Origin of the sequence: Ruegeria profundi, from assembly GCF_001507545.1 — a bacterium.
Taxonomy (GTDB): Bacteria; Pseudomonadota; Alphaproteobacteria; order Rhodobacterales; family Rhodobacteraceae; genus Ruegeria; species Ruegeria profundi.
Window position 1 is genome coordinate 1 of the sequence record NZ_LQBP01000003.1, and the last position, 22,925, is coordinate 22,925.

The following is a 22,925-nucleotide window of genomic DNA, read 5'->3' on the forward strand; positions in this document are numbered from 1 at the left end:
TCCGCAAGGCGCAGCAGGATCGGATCGTTCAGGATGCCGCCTTCGGCATTGGTGATCAGGATGTATTTGCACTGGCCAATCGCCATCTTCGACAGGTAGCGCGGGATTTACATGTGGTTGTTAACCGAGAACCCCTTGGCGCCCCAGCGGACGGGCGCGTCAAAATAAGGGGATTTGCGGATCTGTGTACCGAAACCGAAATCGCCTGATTGCATCATGTCATTCACCCATTGCACCGGTAGCCCCTTCAGCAGCAGACCACTTTAACTGGGTGCGGGATTACCCGTACACGCAGACTGAAAGCGGACTGATAAAAAGCCTCGGACAGACCGGACGGACCGAATTCGACCCCGCCACGGCCAGTTTGGGCGCGCTACGTCATTTCGTGCCTTGTTTGACCAGTTTAGCGACATCGGGCGGTTGCGATTTTATTCTACGGGTCGCGATGTAGGTCATGTAACGATCGATACCGATATCGGCGGTCAGCAGGGTGTCCATCAGGTTTTGAAAGGCGGAAAGACTAGGGGTGAATACGTGCATCACATAGTCCATGCCACCGCCTGTGGCGATGCAATGCGTGATCTCGTCCCTGCCTTTGATCATGTTTTCGAAACGGTCGAAATCAGCCTTGCGGTGATGTGTGAGCGAGATCGTGACAATTACCAACGTAAAGTCGACAACCCGGTCCAGCGCGATGTCGGCGTGATATCCCAGGATAAGCCCAGCTTCTTTCAGTTTGGTCAGACGTGCCCAGCAAGGCGTCGGCGACAAATTTACGATCTCGGCCAGACGGCTTTTGCTGAGCTGACCATGTCTCTGGACCGCGCTGAGTATGCGGATATCGGTTGCATCAAGGCCAGGTTTCTTCATCCAGTCAGATATTCCATCATGTCGTTGGGCTGTATTCGCTGACATTTGCATGGCTGTATTGGATAGTTCCAGTCTAGTTTTTGCGCATTGCGCAACAAGTCGTCCCTCAGGCACCTTCAGTACAATCGAAAGGCACTCACGATCTGTAACGATTGCCGTGCAACAAGCTGAAAACTTATTTGAACCCGAGAGATCCGCATCGAAAGTAAGAACTCGAAGGGGTCTTGTTCGAAAAACCAGCCACTGAGTACACCGCTTGGCGAGCATACTGAGTGTGTAAAGCGGGTGAAGCTGTTTGTTCTGATCCCGACGCGGGGGCGGGGGGCAAGATTTGCGGAGGGTCGGCTTGGTTGATCAGATGGCAATGCTTATGTTTACCTTTGGCGCACTTCATGCCGGGCCTGAATACGCTGCAAAGACCTTGAAAGCAGCCAGTCGTTTCACGGAATAACGGGGGACGGGGATATTTACCCGCCCAGCGACCGAATTGAAATGCGCGGGTGCGCCTTTGAAACACAGGTTCCTGATCGAAGATATCGCGCGCAGGACCGGGAACGCCATGCTGCGCGGCCTCTTCTGTGCCATCGTTGCGGCGCATGTGCTGCTATTGATGTGGCAAAATCCACCTATAATAGGAAGAATAGTGTGATGTTCGGATCATCATCTCGTGACACAAGCCCAAGATATAAGCCCGTTTTTCAAGCTGAAAGTGGTCGTGCAACGCATTGAAAGTTGAAAGAAATGCGAGGGTGTCAACTTAACCTTGCCGCCGCCAAATTGTCGAAAGCGGCAAGGTTGTATTAAGACTGAGGGCGAATATTCTGGTTGAAACAGAACCGGTTTTGCGGATCATACTTGGTCTTTATCTCAACCAATCGCGCGAAGTTTTCGCCAAACGAGGCGCGGGTTAGGGCATCGCCGTCTTCACCGTGCCCCGGAAAATTTAGGTAGGCCCGTCCCTTGTGCCCAAAAGGCGCAGCCGCATCCCATCCGTCGCGTGACCACGCAATATTGCTGGCATCGTCCTTCGGGTCTGACCAAACGCTGTCGAGCGAATACATCCATCCCATAGACCGGTCACCGAATGCTGTGGCGTCGGCTGCGACATTTGTCGTTGCGCCACCAAAGTTCCATAGGGACGAGATTGAAGCGTCGGATGGGGCCGTCAGCGCATTATTCATTGCCAGATCAATCATCTCGTCGGACAGATCGGATAGATAACGGGCCTTCCAATAGCACCGGAATTCGCCCGCAGGCATCAGCGTGTCAAAGATTTGTTGCAAGTCGCAATAAGTCATACGCCCCGAGAAATCGACCACCATGTTGTCCAACTCGCGCAATGGCTGCAGCAGGGTTTCTCCGTCAGCGGCATCACCGTTGTAGACACAAGCTAAGGTATAGACTTTTTTTCCCCACATCTCTTGCGGGAAATCCTCGCCTCCGGCGGTGGAGAATTCGCAGAGTGATCCGACCAGATCACCGTGTTTTTTCATTAAATCACGCCAGGCGCGAATTGGGGCAGGGCCGTCGTCAACGGCATAAACCGGTGCGGCAAACATCACCTCGGGGCCAATAGGATGCAAAGCGAACTCAAACTGTGTGACGACGCCAAAGTTGCCTCCGCCACCTTTGAGCGCCCACAACAAATCGGAGTTTTCCTCCGCACTTGCCCGGACCAAACTGCCATCGGCAGTCACTACGTTTGCAGCGACCAGATTATCGATCGACAGACCGTGTTTTGCCCGCAACCACCCAATGCCGCCGGAAAGTGTAAGCCCCGCGACCCCTGTATCCGATATCAGGCCACCGGGCGTGGCCAACCCATGCGCCTGGCTGGCGACATCCACATCCCGCCAAAGTGCACCGCCTTCCACACTGGCTATGCGTGTTTCGGGATCAACGGTAACGCCACGCATCCCGCTCAGGTCAATCATGACGCCATCGTCACAGACAGCATGGCCCGCAACATTGTGCCCACCACCCCGGATCGAAATCGGCAAATCCTTAGCCCGCGCGTGATTGACCGCAGAGATCACATCTTCGGTGTTCTGACACTGCACGATCACACCGGGGCGCCTGTCTATCATCGCGTTCCAGACTGCGCGGGCACTGTCGTATCCCTGGTGTCCGGGTCGAATGACCTTTCCCGCGATGCCGTGGATGTCGTCTTCATGGTTCAAATGTAAACTGTCCATGTCTCAACTCCTATCTGCAGGTTTCCTAAGACTATGCCGCCGAAGCGCTCTGGGTCAGTGGCGATTTTGCCAGGTAGGTGGCATACTGGACAGGTAGTTATGGGATAATCGCCAAAAGCGTGCCGAATAGGACAGGAGAGTTCATGTCTTCCCATCGAAAACCTAGCATCGCACTCCTTGCCGCGCCTGAAACCTCTGCGTCAGTTCTGTACGGTCTTTACGATGTGCTGCTCTCTGTGGGCGCAGTGTATCCTGATATGGTAAACGGCGTGCCGGGCGATGAGCTGCTGGATGTTCGGATCGTTTCTGCAGATGGCAAACCTTTTCACTGCATCGGCAACATCCCGGTCGAACCTCATGCGGCTATTCACGACGTAAGCACGCTGGATGCGATTGTAGTATGCGATATGTACACGTCGATCTACGACGTGCCAAAAGGGCGCTATCCGCGCGAGGTTGAATGGCTTGAGCGCATGCACGCGTCAGGCGCTTTGATAACGTCCGTCTGTTCGGGTGCATTGCTATTGGCGGAATCCGGGATACTAGACGGCCACGCTGCCACTGCGCATTGGGCCTATCGCGATATGTTCCAACGGCACTTTCCAAAAATCACGTTTCGCAATGCGTCGGTTTTGTGCCTTGCAGCGGAATCCGATCGGATTGTAACGGCTGGCGGTGTCAGCGCGTGGCATGACCTGACCGTTTATCTTATTGCGCGGTTTTGCGGGTATAGAACGGCTATTGAGACGGCCAAGGTTTTTCTGATCAGCGGCCATTCCGAAGGTCAGTCGCCATATTCAGTGATGACGCGCCCCATGGAGTGCACTGACAGGTCGATTTCGGAGTGCCAGCTTTGGATTGCCGATAATTACTCAACGGTTAAACCGGTCGAGAAAATGATTGAGCGGTCGGGACTGAAATCACGTACTTTCTCTCGCAGGTTTCGGGCGGCGACCGGATTTACTCCGATTGAATATGTTCAGGCGCTGCGGATTGAAGAGGCCAAACAAATGCTTGAGACGGATCAGCTTTCCAGTGGCGATGTGGGCTCTGCCGTTGGCTATGACGATCCGGCGTCGTTTCGGCGCATTTTTAAACGGGGCACCGGCTTGTCTCCTGCGGCATACAGGAAGAAATTTCAGCGTATCTCGCAGATTGCGAAGGGAAATTAGCAACATGTTCTTCTAGCGTATGACAGGTTTCAGCAGAATGCGAATGAGTACCTGATTCAACGAAACAATATTCAAGGGACGGCGAGGCGATGGTGGTTGGTATCAACACTCAAGAGCAGCTTGCGATGCAAGGTTTGCGACGGTCCTTTGATATCTACTATCGGGATCGCAAACGTACCGCGCGTATGGACAAGTTGAATGCCGCCTTTGTGGGGCGTGGTGCCACTGTCTTTGACATCGGAGCCCATGTCGGCGACCGCACAGGCAGTTTTCTGCGTCTGGGGGCCGAGGTTGTGGCTCTGGAGCCTCAACCGCTTATTTTCCGCGCCTTGCGACGGATCTATGGTCGATGCCCCAGGGCGACGTTGCTTCCCTGTGCGGTTGGTGATCAGACCGACCATCTGGACCTGTTGGTAAATCCTTCAAACCCGACGGTCGCGACAGCCACGTCAGATTTTGTAAAGGCGGCCTCTGGCGCGCCCGGTTGGGAGGATCAGGTGTGGGATGTCAGTATCAAGGTCCCCGTCACGACGCTTGACGCCCTCATCGATGAATACGGCCAGCCGGACTTTGTGAAAATCGACGTTGAAGGCCATGAGCCAGCTGTTCTTCGAGGGCTTTCCAAGGCAATTCCACTTCTGTCTTTCGAGGTCACGACGATCTACCGCGCAGGGGCGCATGACTGCATCGACAGGCTGTCATCGCTTGGGCGCTACGAATACAATTTTAGCGTGGGCGAGGAACACGCGCTGCAATACCCGGATTGGGTAAGCCCCGACACAATGCGCACAAGGGTCGATAACTTGCCGCTCTCCGTGAATTCGGGCGACGTTTATGCGCGGCGGTGCGATGGGCGTTTCTAACCTTTGTTGTTACAGCTCACCGCGCACCGTATTCGTTTAGTCAAGAAATCCCTGCGCGGAATGTGCGCATTGCATGGATGAGCAGGGTATCAGCCGCGCAACAGGGGGCTTACAAAGCCATCGGGTTTCACCGCAAGGACCGGGCATTCAAGGCTGTTGATGATGTCCTCAGCCGTATTGCCGATAAAAACACCGCTCAACCCGGTACGTGCCACTGTGCCCAGCACAACGACATCGGCACCAACTTTGTGGCTCTGTTCGTGCAAGACAATTTCCGGGCTTCCTTTTGAAAGGCGCGGAACCAGACGGGGCCGCGGGCCGATCTCGGCGCGAGTTTGATCAAGGAATCGATCCATCGCCTGTTGCCGTGCATTCAGAATTTCGTTGACACAGCGATCCGCTGACATCCGAGAGTCGCTGCCGCTGGAGAATGCCCAGATCATGCTTTCGCCAATCGCATTGCAGGCGTGAAGAACGGTGACCTCGGCGTCGGGTGTGTTTGCAATCATGCACGCGGCATCGACAACCCGCCGGTTCAGCGCTGCAAGCGTCTCGGGTATCAAGATCGACTGCGGCCACAATACGTTTAGGGTTTTGTCTTGCATCCGATGTCTGAAGCCAAACAGGGCAGGGGCATTTACGCAGCAAGTGCTGGTCGGTGCTTGCAAACATAAAACGTTCCATGCCGACCAGGGGTTCCGCCTTTTTGACAACGAAATCGCAATGTGACTTGGCAACGTCTCTGATGACCTCAAGATAGGTTTTGCCGACTGACACACGCAGATTGATCTGTCGGTCATGTGCAATCGCCGCCAACCTGGTGCTGACCTTTTGGCGCGTTGTTTCCACGGCTTTTTCCATCAGCTTGTCGGGGTCTGCGCCCGAAAGGCGCGAGAGGATCGACAAATCATGCGGAGCCTCAATACAGGCGATAACCTCAACCGACGCGCCATGCGTATCGGCAAGGGTTATCGCGCTCTGCAAGGCAGCCTGCGTCTCGCTCGTGTCCGCTACTGCCAGAATTTTTTTGGGTTTTAAGGTGCTCGTAATCATGCTGGCAGTTCCTTCTGACCGTCCGGGTCCGCGACAACGTGCTCGGGCGCTTTTGCATCACCCGCAATCATCCGGGCCGCGGCGAATGATGCGTCGCGATAGGGCATCAGAACCAGATCAGCGTGTTTACCTTTCAACTTATCCGCGGTTGCGTCCAGTTGCGCCGCGACCGCAATTTTTCCATCAAAGCCAAGATCGCGCACGACCCTGAGGAGAGCATAGCGCGGATCGTCGTGCGTTAGTCCGGTGTCGTGTTCCGGCACGGCCATAACCAGCCACTCTGCCCGCGCAAGGGGCAGGTGGGCCAGAAACTCAGGGTCGGTCGCATCGCCAAAGACAACATCATACCCCTGTGACCGGGCATGGCGTACCGCTTCAGGGCTGAAGTCGACGCCAAGGACGCGCTTGCCGCCATCGCGCAGTTCCGATGCGATGCCCAAGCCATAGCGGCCAAGGCCAAATAGAATGATCTCATAAGCGCGGGCTGCATCGGAATTGCCGTCATCCTCGGCCCTTGGGCGGCGGCGCTCGGCGAAGCCCAATACCGGTTCAAACCAGCTGTAAAGCTGATGGGAATATGTGATCATATAGGTCGATGCGGCGATGGTCACGAGACCCACAAGGGTGACAAGCCCAAGGGCGTTTTCAGCCACGTGCCCGATCGAAACACCCATCGCCATGAAGATCAGGGAAAACTCGCTGATCTGCGCCACGGTCAGCCCGGCGAGAAAGCCGGTGCGTTTGCGATAGCCCATAGCCCCCATGATCACGAGAACGATCAGGGGATTGCCGATCAGCACAAACAGCGACAGCACGATGGCCGGGCCGATGCTGGCCCCCAGAACCGAGAGGTCGAGCGAAGCACCCAACGCAATGAAAAAGAAAAGCAACAGGAAATCGCGCAAAGAGGCCAGTCTCGCGGCGATCGCCTCGCGGAAGGGCGTCGACGCAAGCGAAACACCGGCGAGCAACCCGCCGAGTTCCTTGCCGAACCCCAGGTAATGCCCGACCGCTGCCAGAAGCGCAGCCCAACCGATGGCGAATGAGACCAAAAGCTCTGGCGCGCGCGACAGGCGTTCTACCAGTGGGTCGGCCACAAAGCGGATGAAGATCACCACGAAAACCAGCATCGCCGCGCCATAGCCCAGCACCCGCAAGACCTCGGTCACCGCATTATCGCCTTCTGCCGCGGCACCGCCCACGCCAATGGCTGACAGGGCGATCATGGCGACCACTACCACAATGTCCTGCACAATCAGAAATCCGAGTGCGATCCGCCCGTGCAACGCATCGATCTCACGCTTGTCGGACAACAATTTCACGATGATGATCGTTGAAGAGAACGTTAGTGCAATCGCGACGTAGATCGCTGTACGGGCGTCCAATCCAAGGGCAAGTGCGATCAGGAAACCGAAAACGGTTGTGAAGATCACCTGCCCAAGGCCGGTAACAAGCGCAACCGGACCCAACGTCCGAACCAGGTTGAAATCCAGCTTGAGCCCCACAAGAAAAAGCAGCAGCGCGATGCCAAGTTCGGCAAGAAGGTCAATCTGCTCGTCGGAATGCGCTATGTTCAGGACTGAGGGACCTGCAAGAATTCCCACGGCGATAAAGCTGACAATCAGCGGTTGACGCAACATCAGCCCGACAAAACCGACACCCGCCGCCAGCACAAGAAGCGCCGCGATTTCGTAGAATATGTAACCCTCGATTGCTGTGATCATATCTCGTGCGTCAGGCCGGTTTTTTCGGGTCACATCGTCATCACGATGCGACCGTCGATCCGTCCTTTCTCCATCTGTTCGAAGATGCCGTTGATGTTGTCGAGCGCGTCAGTGGCATAGTGCGAGGCTACTTTCCCTTCGGCCGCGAAGGACAAGCTTTCTGCAAGATCGGCGCGCGTACCAACGATTGAGCCGCGGATCGTCTTTCGGTTCAACACCACGTCGAAGATGTTCAGCGGGAAGTCGCCCGGGGGCAGGCCGACCAAGCTCATCGTGCCGCCGGGTGCTAACATACCTACACCCTGACTGAACGCGGTGTTTGAAACGGCAGTGACCAAAACCCCTTCGGCTCCGCCGAGCCGAGCCACTTCATCCACCGGATCCTGTGTTGTCGCGTTTATTGCGGCACCGGCACCCAGATCGCGCGCCAACGCAAGTTTGTCTTCGGCAACGTCAACGGCGATGACATGCAGACCCAATGCCCGCGCATACTGGACCGCCAGGTGACCCAAACCTCCGATACCAGAGATCACTACCGTCTGGCCCGGCCGCAGGTCGCATTCTTTCAGCCCTTTATAGACCGTCACACCGGCGCAGAGGATCGGGGCAGCGGGCGCAAAATCCAGATTGTCAGGCAGGTGTCCGACATAAGTCGGGTCGGCCTCGACATATTCGGCAAACCCGCCATTGACCGTGTAGCCGGTGTACTGCGGTTCAGTGCGGCACAGCGTCTCCCAACCCGTCACGCAGGCGGTGCAGTGCCCGCAGGCATGGTGCAGCCACGGAACACCAACACGGTCGCCTTCCTTTACCGAAGTCACGCTGCGTCCGACCTCGGCCACGATGCCAACGCCCTCGTGGCCCGGAATGAAGGGCGGTTCAGGCTTGACGGGCCAGTCGCCCCGGGCCGCGTGCAGATCGGTATGGCATACACCGCAAGCCTCGATCTTCACAAGAATCTTGCCGTCTTTGACCGTTGGTTTTCGGACTTCCTTAAGCGTTAGCGGCTGCGAAAAATCCGTCACAACGGCGGCTTTCATCGTGGACATGAATGAACTCCTTTCAGGTAAAGGCAGAGTGATTGGTGGATGAGCGTGTCGGTACACGCCGCAGCACCCTTTTCTCCAACTCGAGAATAACAAGCAGCACGGGCCGCGTGCTTAGAACGGCGCGCAGCGACCGGGACGTCGTGTTGAGAAACCGCACCGAGAACAGATAGAAGATTTCCATGACTACCAACGTGTTGACAGCGATGGTGCGCGCTTCTTCCAGATTTGCCCCCTGAGCCTGTGCGAAAGTGAACATTCCGAAGATCCCGGCGCAGAACAGCAGTGCGACAAACCCGACCCGCCACAAGACAAGGCGAGACAGTATGGGCTCATCCGCGCGGAGCGGGGGGCGGCGCATGATGTCAGGCTCCGGCCCCTCAAACGCCAGTGCCATGGCAAGCACGACCGAGCTGACCATGTTAACCCAAAGAATTTGCACTGGCGTGATTGGAAGCGTCAGGCCCAGCAACAGCGCAAGGATCAGGGCCAGCGCCTCTCCTCCGTTCACTGGCAGAAGAAAAACGATGGCTTTTTTGAGGTTGTCATAAACGGTCCGACCTGCACGAACAGCTTCGGCGATGGTGGCAAAGTTATCGCCTGCCAGCACGATCTCGGCGGCATCTACCAGCTCATGCGGTTCAGGCCCGTCGATCTGCGTACCTGTCAGGACCTCTTGCGCATTCTCCAGCCCCAATTCCCGGGCAATGGCTGAGGCTGTTCCCGCGTGATTGCCGGTGATCATCTTGACGCGGATACCGGCGGCACGACACTCGGCCACTGCCGCAACCGCTTCATCGCGGGGCGGGTCGATCAGACCCAAAAGGTCAAGCAAAACAAGATCGCTGTCGACGTCGTCAAACGTCAGTGTTTGCTTTGTCGCCGAAATCTTCGCATGTTGCACTGTCATGACCGATTTGACTCTGGGTCGCTCTGCCAGCTTGGCTCACGCGTCGCGTGTTCGTTGACGAACGCCTCAAGGTCCTTGACGGCCACCCGGAATTCCCGGCCGAGTTTTACTGCGCGCAGCTCTTGCTGGTGAATCCAGCCGCGAACCGTTTGTTCGCGAACCTTCAAAAGCTCGGCGATCTCATGAGTTGTTAGAAACGGCTTGCTGAGCATGCGCACTCTCCCGTTGCGTGGGTGAGTTTACTATACATATTCAAATAATATGTTACAGCTTCAAGACATCTCAGAACAGTTCAAAAGCGTTGAATAATCATCAGATATGTTCGGTTTTTTTGAGAAAAGCTAATCTAGTCCTCTCTTCGGTCCACCACGTTTCACCGTCGCCAATCGGGAAAGAGGCAGATCCGTCTGTTCCCGAGGCAGAGGTTCAAAAACAGCAGGGCCGCATCCCGCTGTTGACTGGCTACTGTACCTCGGCTTTTGTTTTCGGCAGGGCGATCTTCGGTGGCCGGCTTTCCCCCAAGGTAATGGAGGATAGACATCGGCCTGAATTCAACCCTCGCTTTTGTTCGTCCTAAACGTAAGATGTGAGGACCTTATTGTGTTTGACACTTGGTTGCCGCTGCTCGGCGGTCTCATCCTGTTGATCGTTGGCGGTGAGTTCCTTGTTCGTGGTTCCGTGCAAGTAGCAACCGGGATGGGTGTCTCACCCTTGGTTATTGGGTTGACGTTGGTGGGGTTTGGCACCTCTACGCCCGAGCTTGTAACCTCGGTACAGGCGGCGCTGTCGGATGCGCCAGGTATCGCCTATGGCAATATCGTTGGATCAAACATTGCCAATACCCTTTTGATCGCTGGCGTTGCCGCGCTTCTGTGTCCAATTGCCGTGGCATCGTCTGCGCTCAGGCGGGACGGGTTCGTGATGTTGGCTGCCGTTCTTGCTTTTGCCGCTATCGCTGCTGTGATGCCGATGGGTCGCGCCGTTGGTGCGATCTTTGTCCTAACGTTGGCCGGGTACATCTTTGTTGCCTTCCGACAGGAACGTGCCAGCCCCTCGCCAGATCACGGGGCGGTCTACGAAAAAAGCATCGCCTTGCAAGAGGCTGACCCCGCGCTCGCACCACCCGCACCACCGCAGTCGTCGCTTCTTGTCTCGGCCCTGATTGCGACTGCTGGATTGGTTCTGGTCGTATTCGGCGGTAAATTCCTAGTTGAGGGTGCTGTCTCATTGGCACGTGGCCTGGGTATTTCCGAAACGGTGATTGGCCTAACCATAGTTGCGGTCGGCACCTCGATGCCGGAACTTGTCACATCTGTCGTGGCTGGATTGCGCAAACAGGGCGACGTCGCCTTTGGCAATATCGTCGGTTCAAATATCTACAATATCCTTGGAATAGGCGGCTTTACTGCGCTGATCGCGCCGGGAGCGGTCCCGGTTGAAATCGTCAGTTTTGACAACCTTGTCATGATTGGCGTGTCGTTGGTACTGGTCGGCTTTGCCTGGACCGGTTTGCGCATTGCACGGTGGGAAGGCGCGCTGTTGCTTACTGGGTACGTCGCGTATGTCTACGTGCTCTGGCCGTGATCAAGCGTAGGCAGCTTGGCTCCGTGTCATCTTTGCGCGTTAGTTCCGATCCCCAGCGCTGGAAGACAAGCTTATTTCAGCGCGTCTTTTTCGGCAGCCAAACCAGGGCTACCGGGTGTTTCAACCTGATTCATTTTAATGGAAGTCGAGAGGGACTGGATGAGGGGGCAACCAGCCCCTCTCGGGAGGGGGTAGCGAAAAAACGCTTCTTTCTTCAATGAACCCGCTTGAATAAAGGGACTCCTGTGGTCTGACTGCAACTGAAACAGATAATTTCTAATTTGGAAACAATGAATCACATTAAGAATTGGACACAATTTTGCCGCAATGTCATCCTGACACTCGGGTGGTGTGGCTTAATTTTAGAGTTTTCTTGTCTTTATGACTTGACTGAGGGGGTTAAACGGTACGTCACACCGCCTACATTACCCCACGTAATCAAGTGTTTATATGGTCTAACACTGATCAAAACTAGATCATGTTCTAACACGTGTCTCGGCACCTAAGGACGCGACGTTCGCGTGTGGTAATGGCTGATAACGCGTTGAAAGGCATCAGCCAAAGTGCCGTATCCACTCTTATCCTGTTCCGAATCCTGTCTCCTGTAAGGCTTTTCAGGCAAATGCAGGGTTTCTGCGACCTACTTCTGAAGTTTAGCTTTTGCGATCATCGGACAGAATCACCGACCCCTTCTGCAGATGGATGGGTGTCATATTGTAACAAAATGCACAGGCAGTTGATGTCAGGGTCCAGCGCAGAATCCTGCCGCTAGTTTTCAATGTTGAACAAAACCGACTGGCTTGCGGTGCCGTCTATCGAGAATTTGGCACCAACAGGCGTGGCGTAAACGCCCAGTCGTCTGGACCACCGCGCCCAGACAGCAGGGACAATTCCCAAGATGCTTTTGGCTCCACCGCGTTTTGCGGCAACTGTCATTTGGTGAAAAAGTTCACGCTGAACCAAGAGCCTGCGAGAGGCCGATACGCTGTCTGTTACAAAAAACCGGGACGCCTCCCACACGGTTGGTTTTACGGGGGCTTCAAAAAACAGGATATCGGTGGGCATTCCTTCTAGGATGCCCCTTTGCGCATCCCTCAGCATATAGGAGTATACTCCACATTGCGCCGTGCTGGGAAGCAACCGCACACCGCCAAAGACTTCGCCGAATTCATGAAGAATGATCCATTGGCAGGCTGGGGTATCGTACTGGTCGAACTCCATTCCATCAGCTTCGCAAATCTGCCAATTCAATCTGTCGATAAAAATGGATTTTCGTGTCTCAAGGTATTTAGTAAGCAATGTGCCATGTTCGTGGATATTGCGAAAGCTCATCGCTGTCGCGCGTATGTTGCCAAGTTTGCTGCGAGGCGTTGAAAGGGCACGTTGGGGCGCACGATGTTTGCGCTGCGCCAAAGCCTTCGGCGCAGTCACAGAGTCGTTGGCAGGACTCAGGTCCGGAAAGGTTTCCGGCGATTGGTATGCCTGCTGGTACCTGAGTGGTCGGTCCATACTTTTCTCATAATTTCGGCACACTTATGACAAGATTTGAACTGGCTGGTCTACAACCTAATCAAGTACTTTGTGGATTTATCGAACAAGTGTGTCTAATTGACATCCCTTTGATAGAGACGTCGCTTGTTCCTGTAGATCGTTTCAAATGTTCCCCTCTTTTAAGAACGCCCAAAAGGGGTCTCCGCCTTGCGGTTCGCCTGGCAAGATGTTGTTTGGATTAAGTTATATTTTCGGGCTACCATCCCTTTACCTGCAAGGGCGTGGCCTTGGGAAACAATTCAAAACGTTTTGTGCCACGGCCTGAGACTGAGCGCGATTCTAGTCCTTCGGCCTATGAACCTCCAATCCGATCCACACGATTTCTGTCAAAACATTGTGCAAACAAAAAAATGATGCACAGACATAACGAGGCCCATCTTGGGTCAACCTTTTGCCGCCTTTCCTCGCCATTCTGACATAGTCCTGAGATTTTCATGCACCCGGGCCAGTCGCTGCTCACAGTCTGCGACGCCCAGCGGTTGGTTCGGTGCAAAAGGTTGGTGAAAAGATATGCGTATACTTGCCGTAGACGACGACCCTAGCATCCTGGAGTTGTTGACCAGCGTACTTGCTGCATTCGGTTACAAAGACGTCGTTACCGCCCGCAGTGGTCGGGACGCGCTTGATATCCTGTCTGACCCGTCAGAGGTGTTCGACTGTTTGCTTTTGGACGTACAGATGCCCAAAATGAACGGGATCACGCTGTGTGAGGAAGCGCGCAAGCTTCCTGGCTATACTTACACGCCCATCATCATGGTCACCGCCATGGTTCAGAAGCAGTATATTGACGAAGCTTTCGAAGCAGGTGCTACGGATTACGTCACAAAGCCATTCGAATTCTCCGATCTTAAACAGCGCCTTTCAGATGCCTACCGGATGGCAGCAGAGCGGAGAGCTGCAATCGAGGTTTTGCAGGCCGATGAAGACGCGTGGCAGGACTCAGAGGTATACCCGGACGTCCGCATCAGCGACCCGCAATATTTTGGTGGCTTGCCGGGATGCATAGGGCTGGCCGAGTTCGAAAACTACGTGGTTCAGGTTGCCACCATGCATTCCGCAGCCGCAAAGATTCTGGCTGTCAGGGTCACCAACGTCGAGGAAATCTACAAGCCCAGTTCCACAAGCGAGTTCCGGGAGTCCATGGCGTCAGCTGGTGCCGCGCTTCTTCGAGCCACCAAGGAAGGGCGCAAGGTGGCGACATATTGGGGAAATGGTGTCTTTCTGTTTGTCTTCGACCAGCAAGACAGTGCGCACGCGGAACGTCTGCTGAAGCAGGGGCCAGAGATTGCGGATGGTGTCATGCTGGGCAGCCCATTGGTGTTCCAGGTGGGCGAAGAAATTCCCCTGGAAGCCAAGACAAAAATGGAAGCGTTGTTTTTAATCGACAAAGCTGTGGAGCTTGCCGAACTGCGGGGCAACCAAGCCGCTCAGTTCGGCTGACTGGCCGTATATCCGCAATCATTATGAGGTTAGGTCTCTCCCAATAGACATGGGAGAATACCAGCCTTCAGAATCCTGTTGATGCGCGAACAATTCGGTCAGTTATTCGCCCCAAGACTGGCTTGTGAAAGATCAGACACAGCTTTTTGGTAGGTATCCAAATATGTCCCGGCAGACGGCTTGTGGGCGAGCGTCGGGAAAATGACGCTTTCCATACCAAGGCCGCGCAAGGCTTCGATGGCGGTTGCCGGAGGCTCTGCTTCCCAAATCAGAACCTGCGCACCTGTCCGCTCTGCAATTGAACTCAGTTCGGCCAATTGTTCGGGGGTCGGGGCTGCACCGGCATCCCATTCCAGCGAAGTAATCGAAAGGCCATAGCGACGCGCAAGGTACTGATACCGGGGGTGCGTTGCGATCAGTGCAACGTCCCGAGTGTCTGAGAATGCGCTTTGGGCCGTTTGGTCCATTGCTTCCAGATCGGCGCGCAATTCCTCAAGGCGAATTGCGACGTCATCTGCCGATGCAAGCTCGCGCGCTGTGATCGCGTCTGCGATAGCCTCAGCTTGGGCAATTGCCAGTGTCGGATCGAGCCAGAGGTAAGATGCAACTCCCTCATGCGAATGCTCGCCCCCGTCGCCGTGGCTGTGGGTTATGCTTTCGGTGACGATGAACTGATCCTCAATTGCGGCAGACGTGTTGACCAACCGGGAACGCGGAAGGGTCACGCGGTCGACCCAAGTCGCAAAGCTGGCACCATTCAAAAGGATCAGGTCCGCCGATTGGATCATGCTGATATCGGCAATGGAAGGGCGCCAGAAAGACGGATCGACATCGTCCGGGACCGGAAACTCAACATCTCCAGCGTCGCCCAAAAGACGTTCCGCAAAATACTGAAGCGGATAGTTTACCGTGACCACTTTGGGCCGATCCTGTGCTACGGCAACGGTCGCCAGAAAAAGCCCCAAGGTGGTAAAAACAGTACGCTTGAACAATCGCTGCATCGTCAGCTCCCGCATTTGCGCGCGATGTCTTCGGGTGTCACGATCCAATAATTGTCGTGACCACCTGTATCGACCTCGATCACCAAGCCTTGGGAATGGTCCACGCTGGACAGGGGAATATGGACCGTGCCATCGCTTTCAAGTTGCAGCGTTGTAAGCAGGGAGTTTTCCCCGTCCAGCACGCGCACCTCACCTTTCTGCGCGACTTTTCCGTTCGAGAACTTGGCCTCGACGGTCACTGCGTCACAATCGACCGAGGCGAACACAACAAGGCTATGAGCCGCTGCTGCCAAAGGAGCAGCGGCCAATAGCGTCGCCAGACCAACGGCCCGGATCACTGTCCCGTCCACTCTTCAAAGTGAACCCAGATGACAGCACCCAGTTCAACAGCCTTTTCCTCACCATCCTGAGGCAAGGTATAGTCCGCCGTATTCAGCGCCGCGAAACCCCACCATCCGTCAGACGGTGCAGCATAGGTGAACACACCATCCGCGTCTGCCTTGACCGTTTGGGTGATCATCAACTCATCGGGAGCGGTCGCGCTGGCACCGTCGTTGAAGAACTCTACTTCAACCTCGGCATAGGGTACGGGTTCCCCATCCATTTTGACGATCCCCTGAAACACGTTGTGTTCCCACAAGCCAAACGGTTTCGAAAGGGGGACGATCTCGGTCTTAAGGCCAAGCTCGGTATCCCAACCTTCGTCATCGCCATAGGCCGTCACATAGGTCTTGGTGTAATGGATGATGAACGCGTCCTCTGCCGGTTCCCAATAGGGCTTGGGCTCCATCGCAAAGATATAGGTGCCGGGGCGTTCCAGCGGGAAATCGAGCGTATAGCCCTGATCATCCATGACAGTAGCGTCCTGCAGATCACCCAGCAGGTCCGTGGTTGCGCCTTCATGGGTCACGGTAAACGCCTCGGGCTTTTCAAGCATCATCCCATCCATTTCGAACGGGTGTGAAAAGGACATGGTCAGGGACAGGCTGCGTCCGTCTTCCTGGCTGATCATCGGGTCATTTGGAATAATCATACCATAATGCGCCAGCGCCGGAGTGACCGCGACAGTGCCCGCCAATGCTGCGAAAACAATATGTCGTTTCATAGTTCTCCCTTTCTCATGCACCGAGCGAGAGCAGCCAGCCCACCCAAGTCTCGGCATTTCGTGAAATCAATGCGGCGCCAACTGCCGCGATACACCCTGAAAGAAACAGCAGGGTGACTGTCTCTGCCGCCAGCAGGCGCAAGACCATGCCGCGCCTGGCGCCCAGTTTCACTGCAGTCGCGATTTCGCGCGCACGCAGCCGGTAACTTAGAAAGACCGCAAGCCCAACGGCGGCAATCGCTGCAATCGCAATAATGGCTGTCACGCCATCCAAAAGTGATTTGATCCGAAAGATACGGTCAACCAGCCCCTGGATGACACCCGCCGGTTCGATCAACTGGCTTGGGTTTTCGCTGTCCAGATAGCGACCCCTTAGAATTGTGCCTGACCTTTGGTCGTTTGGCACAACGATCACCGCTGTGGCAGGAAAGCTGTTCTGTGACCCGTGAAAGTGGAAACTTTCGATATTCTCGGGGGTGATGCGCTGGAATTGCACAACGGCAGCATTGGCAAGCGCGTCAGTTCCCGTTGCAATGTCCGCTGCGGTCACGACATCCTCATGCCCGTGCCCGATCCCTTGGATCACCCAAGCCGTTTTTATATCAACGAAAATCGCCTGATCGTCCGGCGTGTTCGTGGGGGCAAGGACGCCGACAATGGGCATCTCCAATGGGTAGACTCCGTCAAGGTCGAACAGGTTTTCCGGCGACGAAACAAGGCTATCACCAACGCGCTTACCAAGCTGCTGAGCGACATCCGCGCCAATCACCGCATCGCCTAGCAGCGACAGACCGCGCCCCTCTGAGAAATCAAGGTCTCGGAAATCAAAATAATCCAGCGTCGTGCCGACGATCCTGAAGCCCCCCGATGAAAATGCGGTATGCACGGGAATCGGTATCGCCAAACCGCTGTCCCAAAGCGTCTCCACCTCTTGCATTGCAATTGGGGCAGGGCGTTCGTCGGAAAAGTAGAGCGCCGCCATCGTCAAATCCAACTGCGACCCACGGCTACCCAGAAGCAGAGGCGTTGTTTCTCCGCGCGCGACCAGAGCGGTCTGGCTCGTCGACAACAAAATCTGTGTTGCGACGGGCACGAACAGGATAAGCGCTGCGACGACGACAAGCACGAGGCTGCGCGCCCAGTGAAAGCGTAGATAGGCATAAGCAAGGTATAGCGCATTCATGCTGCCGCCACCTCGCGATACTGCGCGAAGTCTATTACACGCTCGAAACGCGGTAAAAGCTCGTGGTCATGCGTCACGGCCAGCACGGTCGCGCCGACATCTGCGGCTTGCTGGAACAGCAAGTCCAGGATACGCCCTTTGCTTTCGGGGTCGAGGTTTCCGGTCGCCTCATCGGACAAGATAAGCTTGGGCTGCGTAACCAGCGCACGGCAGATAGCGACCCGCTGCTGTTCACCCTGGCTCAATGCAGCGGGGTGCCTGTCAAGCTTGTCGCCTATTCCGCAGGCATCGGCCAAGGCTTCGGCACGGCTGCGGGCGTCGGCATCCAGCTTTAGCGCTGGCGTAATCCGGTAGGGATACAGGATGTTCTGCCGCGCCGACAGGTAATCAAGCAACGCAAAGTCCTGGAAAACAAATCCTATGTGACTTGCCCGGAACTGCCGGCGTTCGGCGTCTGACAACCCGGTTACATCCGTTCCGTCGATGTCTATCCGCCCGCTCTTTGGCAAGAGGATACCGGCAATCAGATTTAGAAGGGTTGTTTTTCCGCTTCCACTTGGCCCGACAATGGCAAGACGTTCCCGTTCTCGCAGCGACAAGTGCGGGATATGCAACCGAAACCCGCCTTCTCCATATTCGAACGAGACGTTTTCGACGCTAATCATCGTGTGACTCTTCGGAAACTTCGAACATTTCGCCTGCCATGTCCCGGATGACCTCACGCAGCGCAAAGTCGGTTATCCGCCAGGCACCATCGATCGGAGAAATCGAAAGATCGGCACTGTACGTATTGCCCCGCACGTGAAGATGTTCTTCATGGCCCACAGTTCCAATCACCTGCCATGTCGCATCAATCGTCAGCGTTGAACCTTCGGTTGTGACGATGCTGTCCAACATCTTTATTTCGTGAAGCGTCTGGTCGGCTTCGTGCAAGCCGCCACCAGCCATTGCGCCAACCCTATCCAGATACAGATACTCAAGCGCGGCGCCGTCGGACACTTGCGCGAGCGTGTCGTAGATTTCATCTTCCTGTGTCTTTCCGAACGCTTCGTACACGACAGCCAACAGGGCGGGTGTCAGCTCGTCGGATAGTTTGATCGCTACGGGAACAGTCATTCGCGGTTTTCCAGGGACCGAGTACGCCTCAACCCCGTCCGTGCGGCTTAACCCATCTGATGATGAGAGGTGCACGCCAGCAACGATGCTGACGCCCAGAAAAAATACAATGGCTAACACTATTTCTTGGCGCACTAGCTTCGGTCCCAACTTAACAGATGTACGGAGCAAAACGCGTTTTGGATCAACCCTTGGTTCAATTCTGTGCAGAACCCAACGCAGAAGCAATAAGAACCGCGCTGTTTGCAGGGCAGCGCGATATGCCTCTGGTCCTGCATCACGTTTTAGGATGGCTGCCAAGGCCTGTGCATTCTGACAATACCGATGCGATCTTGGAAAAGACATCCGATCGCGTCATCAATTCATCATGTTTCATGTCCAGCTTGTAGAAGTGCTTGTCAGTTAGGTGCGTGTCCAAAGCATCACCAGCGGCCAGCGATGGATTGCCCTGTGACAAGAAAATATGCGCAGGTTTATCCAGCCGAGGGACACGAAACGCTCTTACCGCAAGCTCATGCGCGATTTCTACGCCTCTGATGCGTAACTCTTCGGCGTCGGGGCGTTCCGCAATGGCGCACTTGATTTCCGGTACGGTTCGTTTTGATCTGAACCGCTGTTTCCAACCTTTAATGATGTATCTCCATCGCTTGTACGTACGAAAATATAAAGGCTGCAACGCTGGTTCCGCGCCTATCATCTTGAAAGGTGGGTCCAGCAGGATTAGGCCGAGTATGTTCTGCTGACCCAATTGTCTTGCCATTTCTAAGACCATAGGGCACCCGGCTGAATACCCGCAAAGGACGAAAGGGCCTGAATTTCCAGCCTGTTCCATATGCGCGATTGCCTCGGCTGCAAGGTCGTTAAAGGACCTGCCAAATGGAACGGGGGTGCCCTTTGTGCGATGGCTGGGAATATGCACAACAGAATGATCCGGGCCAAGGCTGCGCGCCATATACCGGCTGAACTGAACAGAGCAATGCGCAATCACCACCGTGGTTTTTCCCGGACCCGGGTTGGAAATCTGTACGGTGCTATCGTTGCCCAGGAATACGTCGCCCGCGCGGCGTGCCGTTACGCGCTTGGCCAGTTCTGCGACGGTGGGGTAGCTGAAAAGATCTATGGGCTCGAACTGTATTCCTTGATCTTGACCCAATGTATAGGCCGCAATGGTGGACAGGCTGTCGCCCCCAAGGTCAAAGAAATTGGCATCTCGGGTTTTGCACGTGGTCTTGAGCGTTTCCGAGAAAAGGGCCGCTATCTGTTCTTCAAGGGTATCTCTTGGCGCGTCTCCGGTCTGAGTACGGGATTGCTGTAAGATCATGGACTTCAGGGTGTTTTGATCCAGCTTTCCATTCGGAAGCACGGGAAACTTTTCTATTCCGACCACCAATCTCGGGTGAAGCGGGTCCGGCAGACTTGCTTCGATATGGCGCGCCACAGCGTTGCACACAGGGTCATTGGCGGGGCATTCCACGGCCAAAGCGATTGTTTTGGCGCCAGTGTCGTCCAACGCAAGGGCGGCAACCCGCCGATCATTTGACACAACCTGCGCTGTAGCTTCAATTTCCGACAACTCAACGCGATGCCCGCGTATTTTGATCTGTTTGTCCTTGCGGCCCAGAAACGTGATGCAGCCTGATACGTCAGCCGTGCCAAGATCGCCCGTTCTGTAGGCGCGTATGCGCTCTGGTCCAATTTCAAAGAACCGGTCTTTCGTTTGCTCGGAATCGCACAGATAGCCATCCGCTATCGTCTTGCCCGCAACGACTATTTCACCCACCACGCCAGGATCCGCGGGGACACCATCACTGTCGAAGATACCGACCCAGGTTCCCGGAATGGCTTTGCCGATTGGCACGAACTGATCACCGTCGAATGATGTTGCATCAAATGACGTGCACCAGACCGTGCCTTCTGTGGGACCATATTCATTTACCAGAGTGCAGTTGGGCAGTACCCGTTGCAAGTCGCGTGACAAGGCGGGGTAGAGGGCTTCTCCAGCTGCAATGAGAACCTTGAGACTTTGCAGATCCTGCGGTGGTACAGAGGATAGCATTGCTTGCGCGAGACCGGGCAGGCACAGTGTGTGCGTTACACCATGACGCGAAATCAACTCACCTAATGCGGCGGGTCGCTGTTCGGCGTTCTTTGACGCAATCACCAAATGCCCGCCAGTGCAAAGCGTCCAGTAGATTCCGGCAACCGAGCTGTCGAAAGCGAGCGAGGACAACAGAAGATATACCTCTGGCGCCGTACCATAGACCTTATCCCGTGCTGCTGTGGATACTGCCAACGCTGCCTGAGAGATTGCGACGCCTTTGGGTTTGTTCTCCGACCCTGACGTAAACATAACGTAGGCGCGCGGGCCGAGTGTAACTTCGGTCAGGGGAATTGCCTTGCCGAGCGCTTCAAGCAGAACAAGCTTTGCAGACGTTTCTGGCAGGCTTGAGCGTGACGCCTGCGCCGAAATCACAAGGCGAGGTTTGACGGTATCCATGATCTGCGAAAGGCGGGCTTGCGGGTAATCCAGATCCAATGGAACGTAGGCAGCGCCGGACATCATAACACCCAGAAAGGCTGCAATTGCATCGGCCCCACGTGGCAGTGCAATTGGAACGATGTCACTTGGTTGGATACCGGCCTCTCGCAGCAAAAAAGCGATTTGACGCGCGCGCGCGGCAAGATCGGAGTAAGACAGCGTTTGTTCGGCGTCGGTTATCGCTGCTGCACCCGGCGCAGCTTTGGCGCAGTGCAAGAACCGTTGGACGACTGTTTCAGCCTTGGGAGCGGGTGATACCTGAACTGATCTTGCTCGGTTTTTCATGACGTCGTTGATCGGCTGCGACGGGTCAGCAGTGATGGCGGACAAGACCTGCTTGTAGACCGCAATACAGGACCGAGCTGTTTCGGCATTCACTCGCGCCGGGTCGTAAATGACTTCGACCCCAAGTGTCCTGTTCGGCGTCACCAAAAGCGACAGCGGATAGTTGCTGAACTGCGCAGTTTTAAGGTCCTTGACCTGTATCTCACCAAATGTGCTGTCTGTTGGTTGTACGCCTTCGTTTACAAAAAGGGTGTCAAAAAGGGGCGTACCCTTTGGAAACGGGGAGCAGTTCTGAACGTCTGCCAGCGCGGCGTATTCGTGTTTAAGCCGTTCCATTTCGGTGCGAGCATGATTTTTTAAAAACACGTCAACGGGCTGAGAAGGATCGATTTTTAACCGAACGGGTAACGTGCTGACAAACGCGCCGATTGTGTCTGAGATATTCGGAATCTCCGCTGGTCGTCCTGCCGTTGTCGTCCCGAATACCACATCATTTTGCTGTCGCTGCCTGCGCAAGACCAAGGCCCAAGCTGCTGACAGAACAGTATTAGGCGTGATTTTTAAACTGGCTGCGACGGCTTCAACCTGTTCCATCAGGTCCTGGCCCAAAGACTCTGAATGTGAAACCTGCGTCGTGGCCTGACCGAGTGCCTTCGGCTCGGGCAGCAAACAGGGCTCGTCGAGACCTGCAAGATAATCTGTCCAGAACGCAATATCCGTAAGCGGGCGCTTTTTCTTTAGCCAGGCAAGATAGGTTTTGAAGCTTGGAATACTCGCATCGTCTGGGTTTTCACCGTTGTAACGCGCGAAAATTTCTTGAAACGCAACGCGCGTTGACCATCCATCACTTATCAGATGGTGAATCGTCCAAACAAACCGCCACGTGTCCTGTGATGTTTTGATCAGAGTGACCGCCATCAATGGGGGCTTTTTCAGATCAAACTGGCGCAGTTGTTCACGCTGAAGAAGGTCGTCGGCCTTGTGCTCAATATCTGAATGCCCGGTCCAGTCCAGTTCGGTCCACGGTACGTGTACCTTTTCCTGAACAACTTGAACGGGTTGCTTCACACCCTTCCACACGAAACCAGCGCGCAGCGCGTCATTTGAGGCGACCAGTGACTCCATCGCGGTTCTTAGGCGCTGTGGGTTTAGCGGGCCATGCAATGTGCAACTGACAATAGCCACGTATTGCCCACGAGACTGCGTCTCGCCCTCAACGTGGAAAAGCATTCCTTTCTGAGCCGAGGACAGTGGAAGAATATCAGCTATACCCTGAGGATACCCCATG

General features: G+C 55.1%; 19 protein-coding genes and 2 pseudogenes. 4 read left to right on the forward strand and 17 right to left on the reverse strand.

All coding sequences use genetic code 11. The features are described 5' to 3' along the window. The 3 genes and pseudogenes from AVO44_RS21545 to AVO44_RS06005 all read right to left on the reverse strand — a co-directional run. Positions 1–218 (reverse strand): annotated as a pseudogene (locus tag AVO44_RS21545) (glycine cleavage system protein T); the annotation flags it as partial. 160 nt (positions 219–378) lie between these two features. After that, complete coding sequence (locus AVO44_RS06000) at positions 379–870, reverse strand: Lrp/AsnC family transcriptional regulator (protein WP_068335238.1); 492 nt, start codon at positions 868–870, stop codon at positions 379–381. 800 nt (positions 871–1,670) lie between these two features. After that, complete coding sequence (locus AVO44_RS06005) at positions 1,671–3,065, reverse strand: FAD-binding oxidoreductase (RefSeq protein ID WP_068334086.1); 1,395 nt, start codon at positions 3,063–3,065, stop codon at positions 1,671–1,673. 143 nt (positions 3,066–3,208) lie between these two features. Here AVO44_RS06005 and AVO44_RS06010 point away from each other — a divergent pair, with 143 nt between their 5' ends. Both AVO44_RS06010 and AVO44_RS06015 read left to right on the forward strand, forming a co-directional pair. After that, positions 3,209–4,237 (forward strand): GlxA family transcriptional regulator, encoded by a 1,029-nt coding sequence (locus AVO44_RS06010; protein WP_068334092.1) that lies wholly within the window; start codon positions 3,209–3,211, stop codon positions 4,235–4,237. Positions 4,238–4,326: 89 nt separating this feature from the next. Next, a complete protein-coding gene (locus tag AVO44_RS06015; protein WP_068334096.1) occupies positions 4,327–5,100 on the forward strand; it encodes an FkbM family methyltransferase in 774 nt (257 codons plus the stop codon). An 89-nt stretch (positions 5,101–5,189) separates the two neighbouring features. Here AVO44_RS06015 and AVO44_RS21550 read toward each other — a convergent pair whose 3' ends face one another. From AVO44_RS21550 to AVO44_RS06040, 6 genes and pseudogenes are all read right to left on the reverse strand, one after another. Further along, a complete protein-coding gene (locus AVO44_RS21550; RefSeq protein WP_233421938.1) occupies positions 5,190–5,705 on the reverse strand; it encodes a universal stress protein in 516 nt (171 codons plus the stop codon). Between the two features lie 70 nt (positions 5,706–5,775). After that, positions 5,776–6,153, reverse strand: a pseudogene (locus tag AVO44_RS21795) (universal stress protein); the annotation flags it as partial. Next, a complete protein-coding gene (locus AVO44_RS06025; protein WP_068335240.1) occupies positions 6,150–7,877 on the reverse strand; it encodes a cation:proton antiporter in 1,728 nt (575 codons plus the stop codon). The gene AVO44_RS06025 and the pseudogene AVO44_RS21795, both read right to left, overlap by 4 nt. 29 nt (positions 7,878–7,906) lie before the next feature. Then, entirely contained in the window at positions 7,907–8,926 is a 1,020-nt protein-coding gene (adhP, locus tag AVO44_RS06030) for an alcohol dehydrogenase AdhP (protein ID WP_068334098.1), read from the reverse strand. Positions 8,927–8,939: 13 nt separating this feature from the next. Next, positions 8,940–9,833 (reverse strand): cation transporting ATPase C-terminal domain-containing protein, encoded by an 894-nt coding sequence (locus tag AVO44_RS06035; RefSeq protein WP_068334100.1) that lies wholly within the window; start codon positions 9,831–9,833, stop codon positions 8,940–8,942. Further along, entirely contained in the window at positions 9,830–10,045 is a 216-nt protein-coding gene (locus tag AVO44_RS06040) for a helix-turn-helix domain-containing protein (protein WP_068334101.1), read from the reverse strand. The genes AVO44_RS06035 and AVO44_RS06040 overlap by 4 nt, the downstream gene beginning before the upstream one ends. 388 nt (positions 10,046–10,433) lie before the next feature. On the opposite strand from AVO44_RS06040, the gene AVO44_RS06045 reads away from it, so the two are divergent. Beyond that, positions 10,434–11,417: a calcium/sodium antiporter gene (locus tag AVO44_RS06045; RefSeq protein ID WP_068334102.1), complete on the forward strand. Its 984-nt coding sequence runs from the start codon at positions 10,434–10,436 to the stop codon at positions 11,415–11,417. A gap of 768 nt (positions 11,418–12,185) precedes the next feature. Here AVO44_RS06045 and AVO44_RS06050 read toward each other — a convergent pair. Continuing rightward, positions 12,186–12,926 carry an acyl-homoserine-lactone synthase gene (locus tag AVO44_RS06050; RefSeq protein ID WP_082677413.1) on the reverse strand — a complete coding sequence of 247 codons (741 nt, stop codon included), beginning with the start codon at positions 12,924–12,926 and terminating at the stop codon, positions 12,186–12,188. 552 nt (positions 12,927–13,478) lie between these two features. On the opposite strand from AVO44_RS06050, the gene AVO44_RS06055 reads away from it, so the two are divergent. Next, positions 13,479–14,408 (forward strand): response regulator, encoded by a 930-nt coding sequence (locus AVO44_RS06055; protein WP_068334103.1) that lies wholly within the window; start codon positions 13,479–13,481, stop codon positions 14,406–14,408. Between the two features lie 98 nt (positions 14,409–14,506). Here the strand turns inward: AVO44_RS06055 and AVO44_RS06060 are convergent, their stop codons facing one another. The 7 genes from AVO44_RS06060 to AVO44_RS06090 form a co-directional block, all read right to left on the reverse strand. Then, on the reverse strand, positions 14,507–15,409 hold the full coding sequence (locus AVO44_RS06060; RefSeq protein ID WP_068334106.1) for a metal ABC transporter substrate-binding protein: 903 nt from the start codon (positions 15,407–15,409) through the stop codon (positions 14,507–14,509). A 2-nt stretch (positions 15,410–15,411) separates the two neighbouring features. Beyond that, positions 15,412–15,759: a hypothetical protein gene (locus AVO44_RS06065; protein WP_169794836.1), complete on the reverse strand. Its 348-nt coding sequence runs from the start codon at positions 15,757–15,759 to the stop codon at positions 15,412–15,414. Further along, the gene (locus AVO44_RS06070; RefSeq protein ID WP_068334111.1) at positions 15,744–16,514 is read right to left on the reverse strand and encodes a DUF4198 domain-containing protein; all 771 of its coding nucleotides are present in this window, start codon (positions 16,512–16,514) and stop codon (positions 15,744–15,746) included. The genes AVO44_RS06065 and AVO44_RS06070 overlap by 16 nt, the downstream gene beginning before the upstream one ends. 13 nt (positions 16,515–16,527) lie before the next feature. After that, the gene (locus tag AVO44_RS06075; protein ID WP_068334113.1) at positions 16,528–17,697 is read right to left on the reverse strand and encodes an ABC transporter permease; all 1,170 of its coding nucleotides are present in this window, start codon (positions 17,695–17,697) and stop codon (positions 16,528–16,530) included. Beyond that, positions 17,694–18,362, reverse strand: a complete 669-nt coding sequence (locus AVO44_RS06080; protein WP_068334115.1) for an ABC transporter ATP-binding protein — start codon at positions 18,360–18,362, stop codon at positions 17,694–17,696. The genes AVO44_RS06075 and AVO44_RS06080 overlap by 4 nt, the downstream gene beginning before the upstream one ends. After that, positions 18,355–18,813 carry a hypothetical protein gene (locus AVO44_RS06085; protein WP_068334118.1) on the reverse strand — a complete coding sequence of 153 codons (459 nt, stop codon included), beginning with the start codon at positions 18,811–18,813 and terminating at the stop codon, positions 18,355–18,357. The genes AVO44_RS06080 and AVO44_RS06085 overlap by 8 nt, the downstream gene beginning before the upstream one ends. 277 nt (positions 18,814–19,090) lie before the next feature. Continuing rightward, a complete protein-coding gene (locus AVO44_RS06090) occupies positions 19,091–22,924 on the reverse strand; it encodes a non-ribosomal peptide synthetase (RefSeq protein ID WP_082677415.1) in 3,834 nt (1,277 codons plus the stop codon). Position 22,925 lies beyond the last annotated feature (1 nt).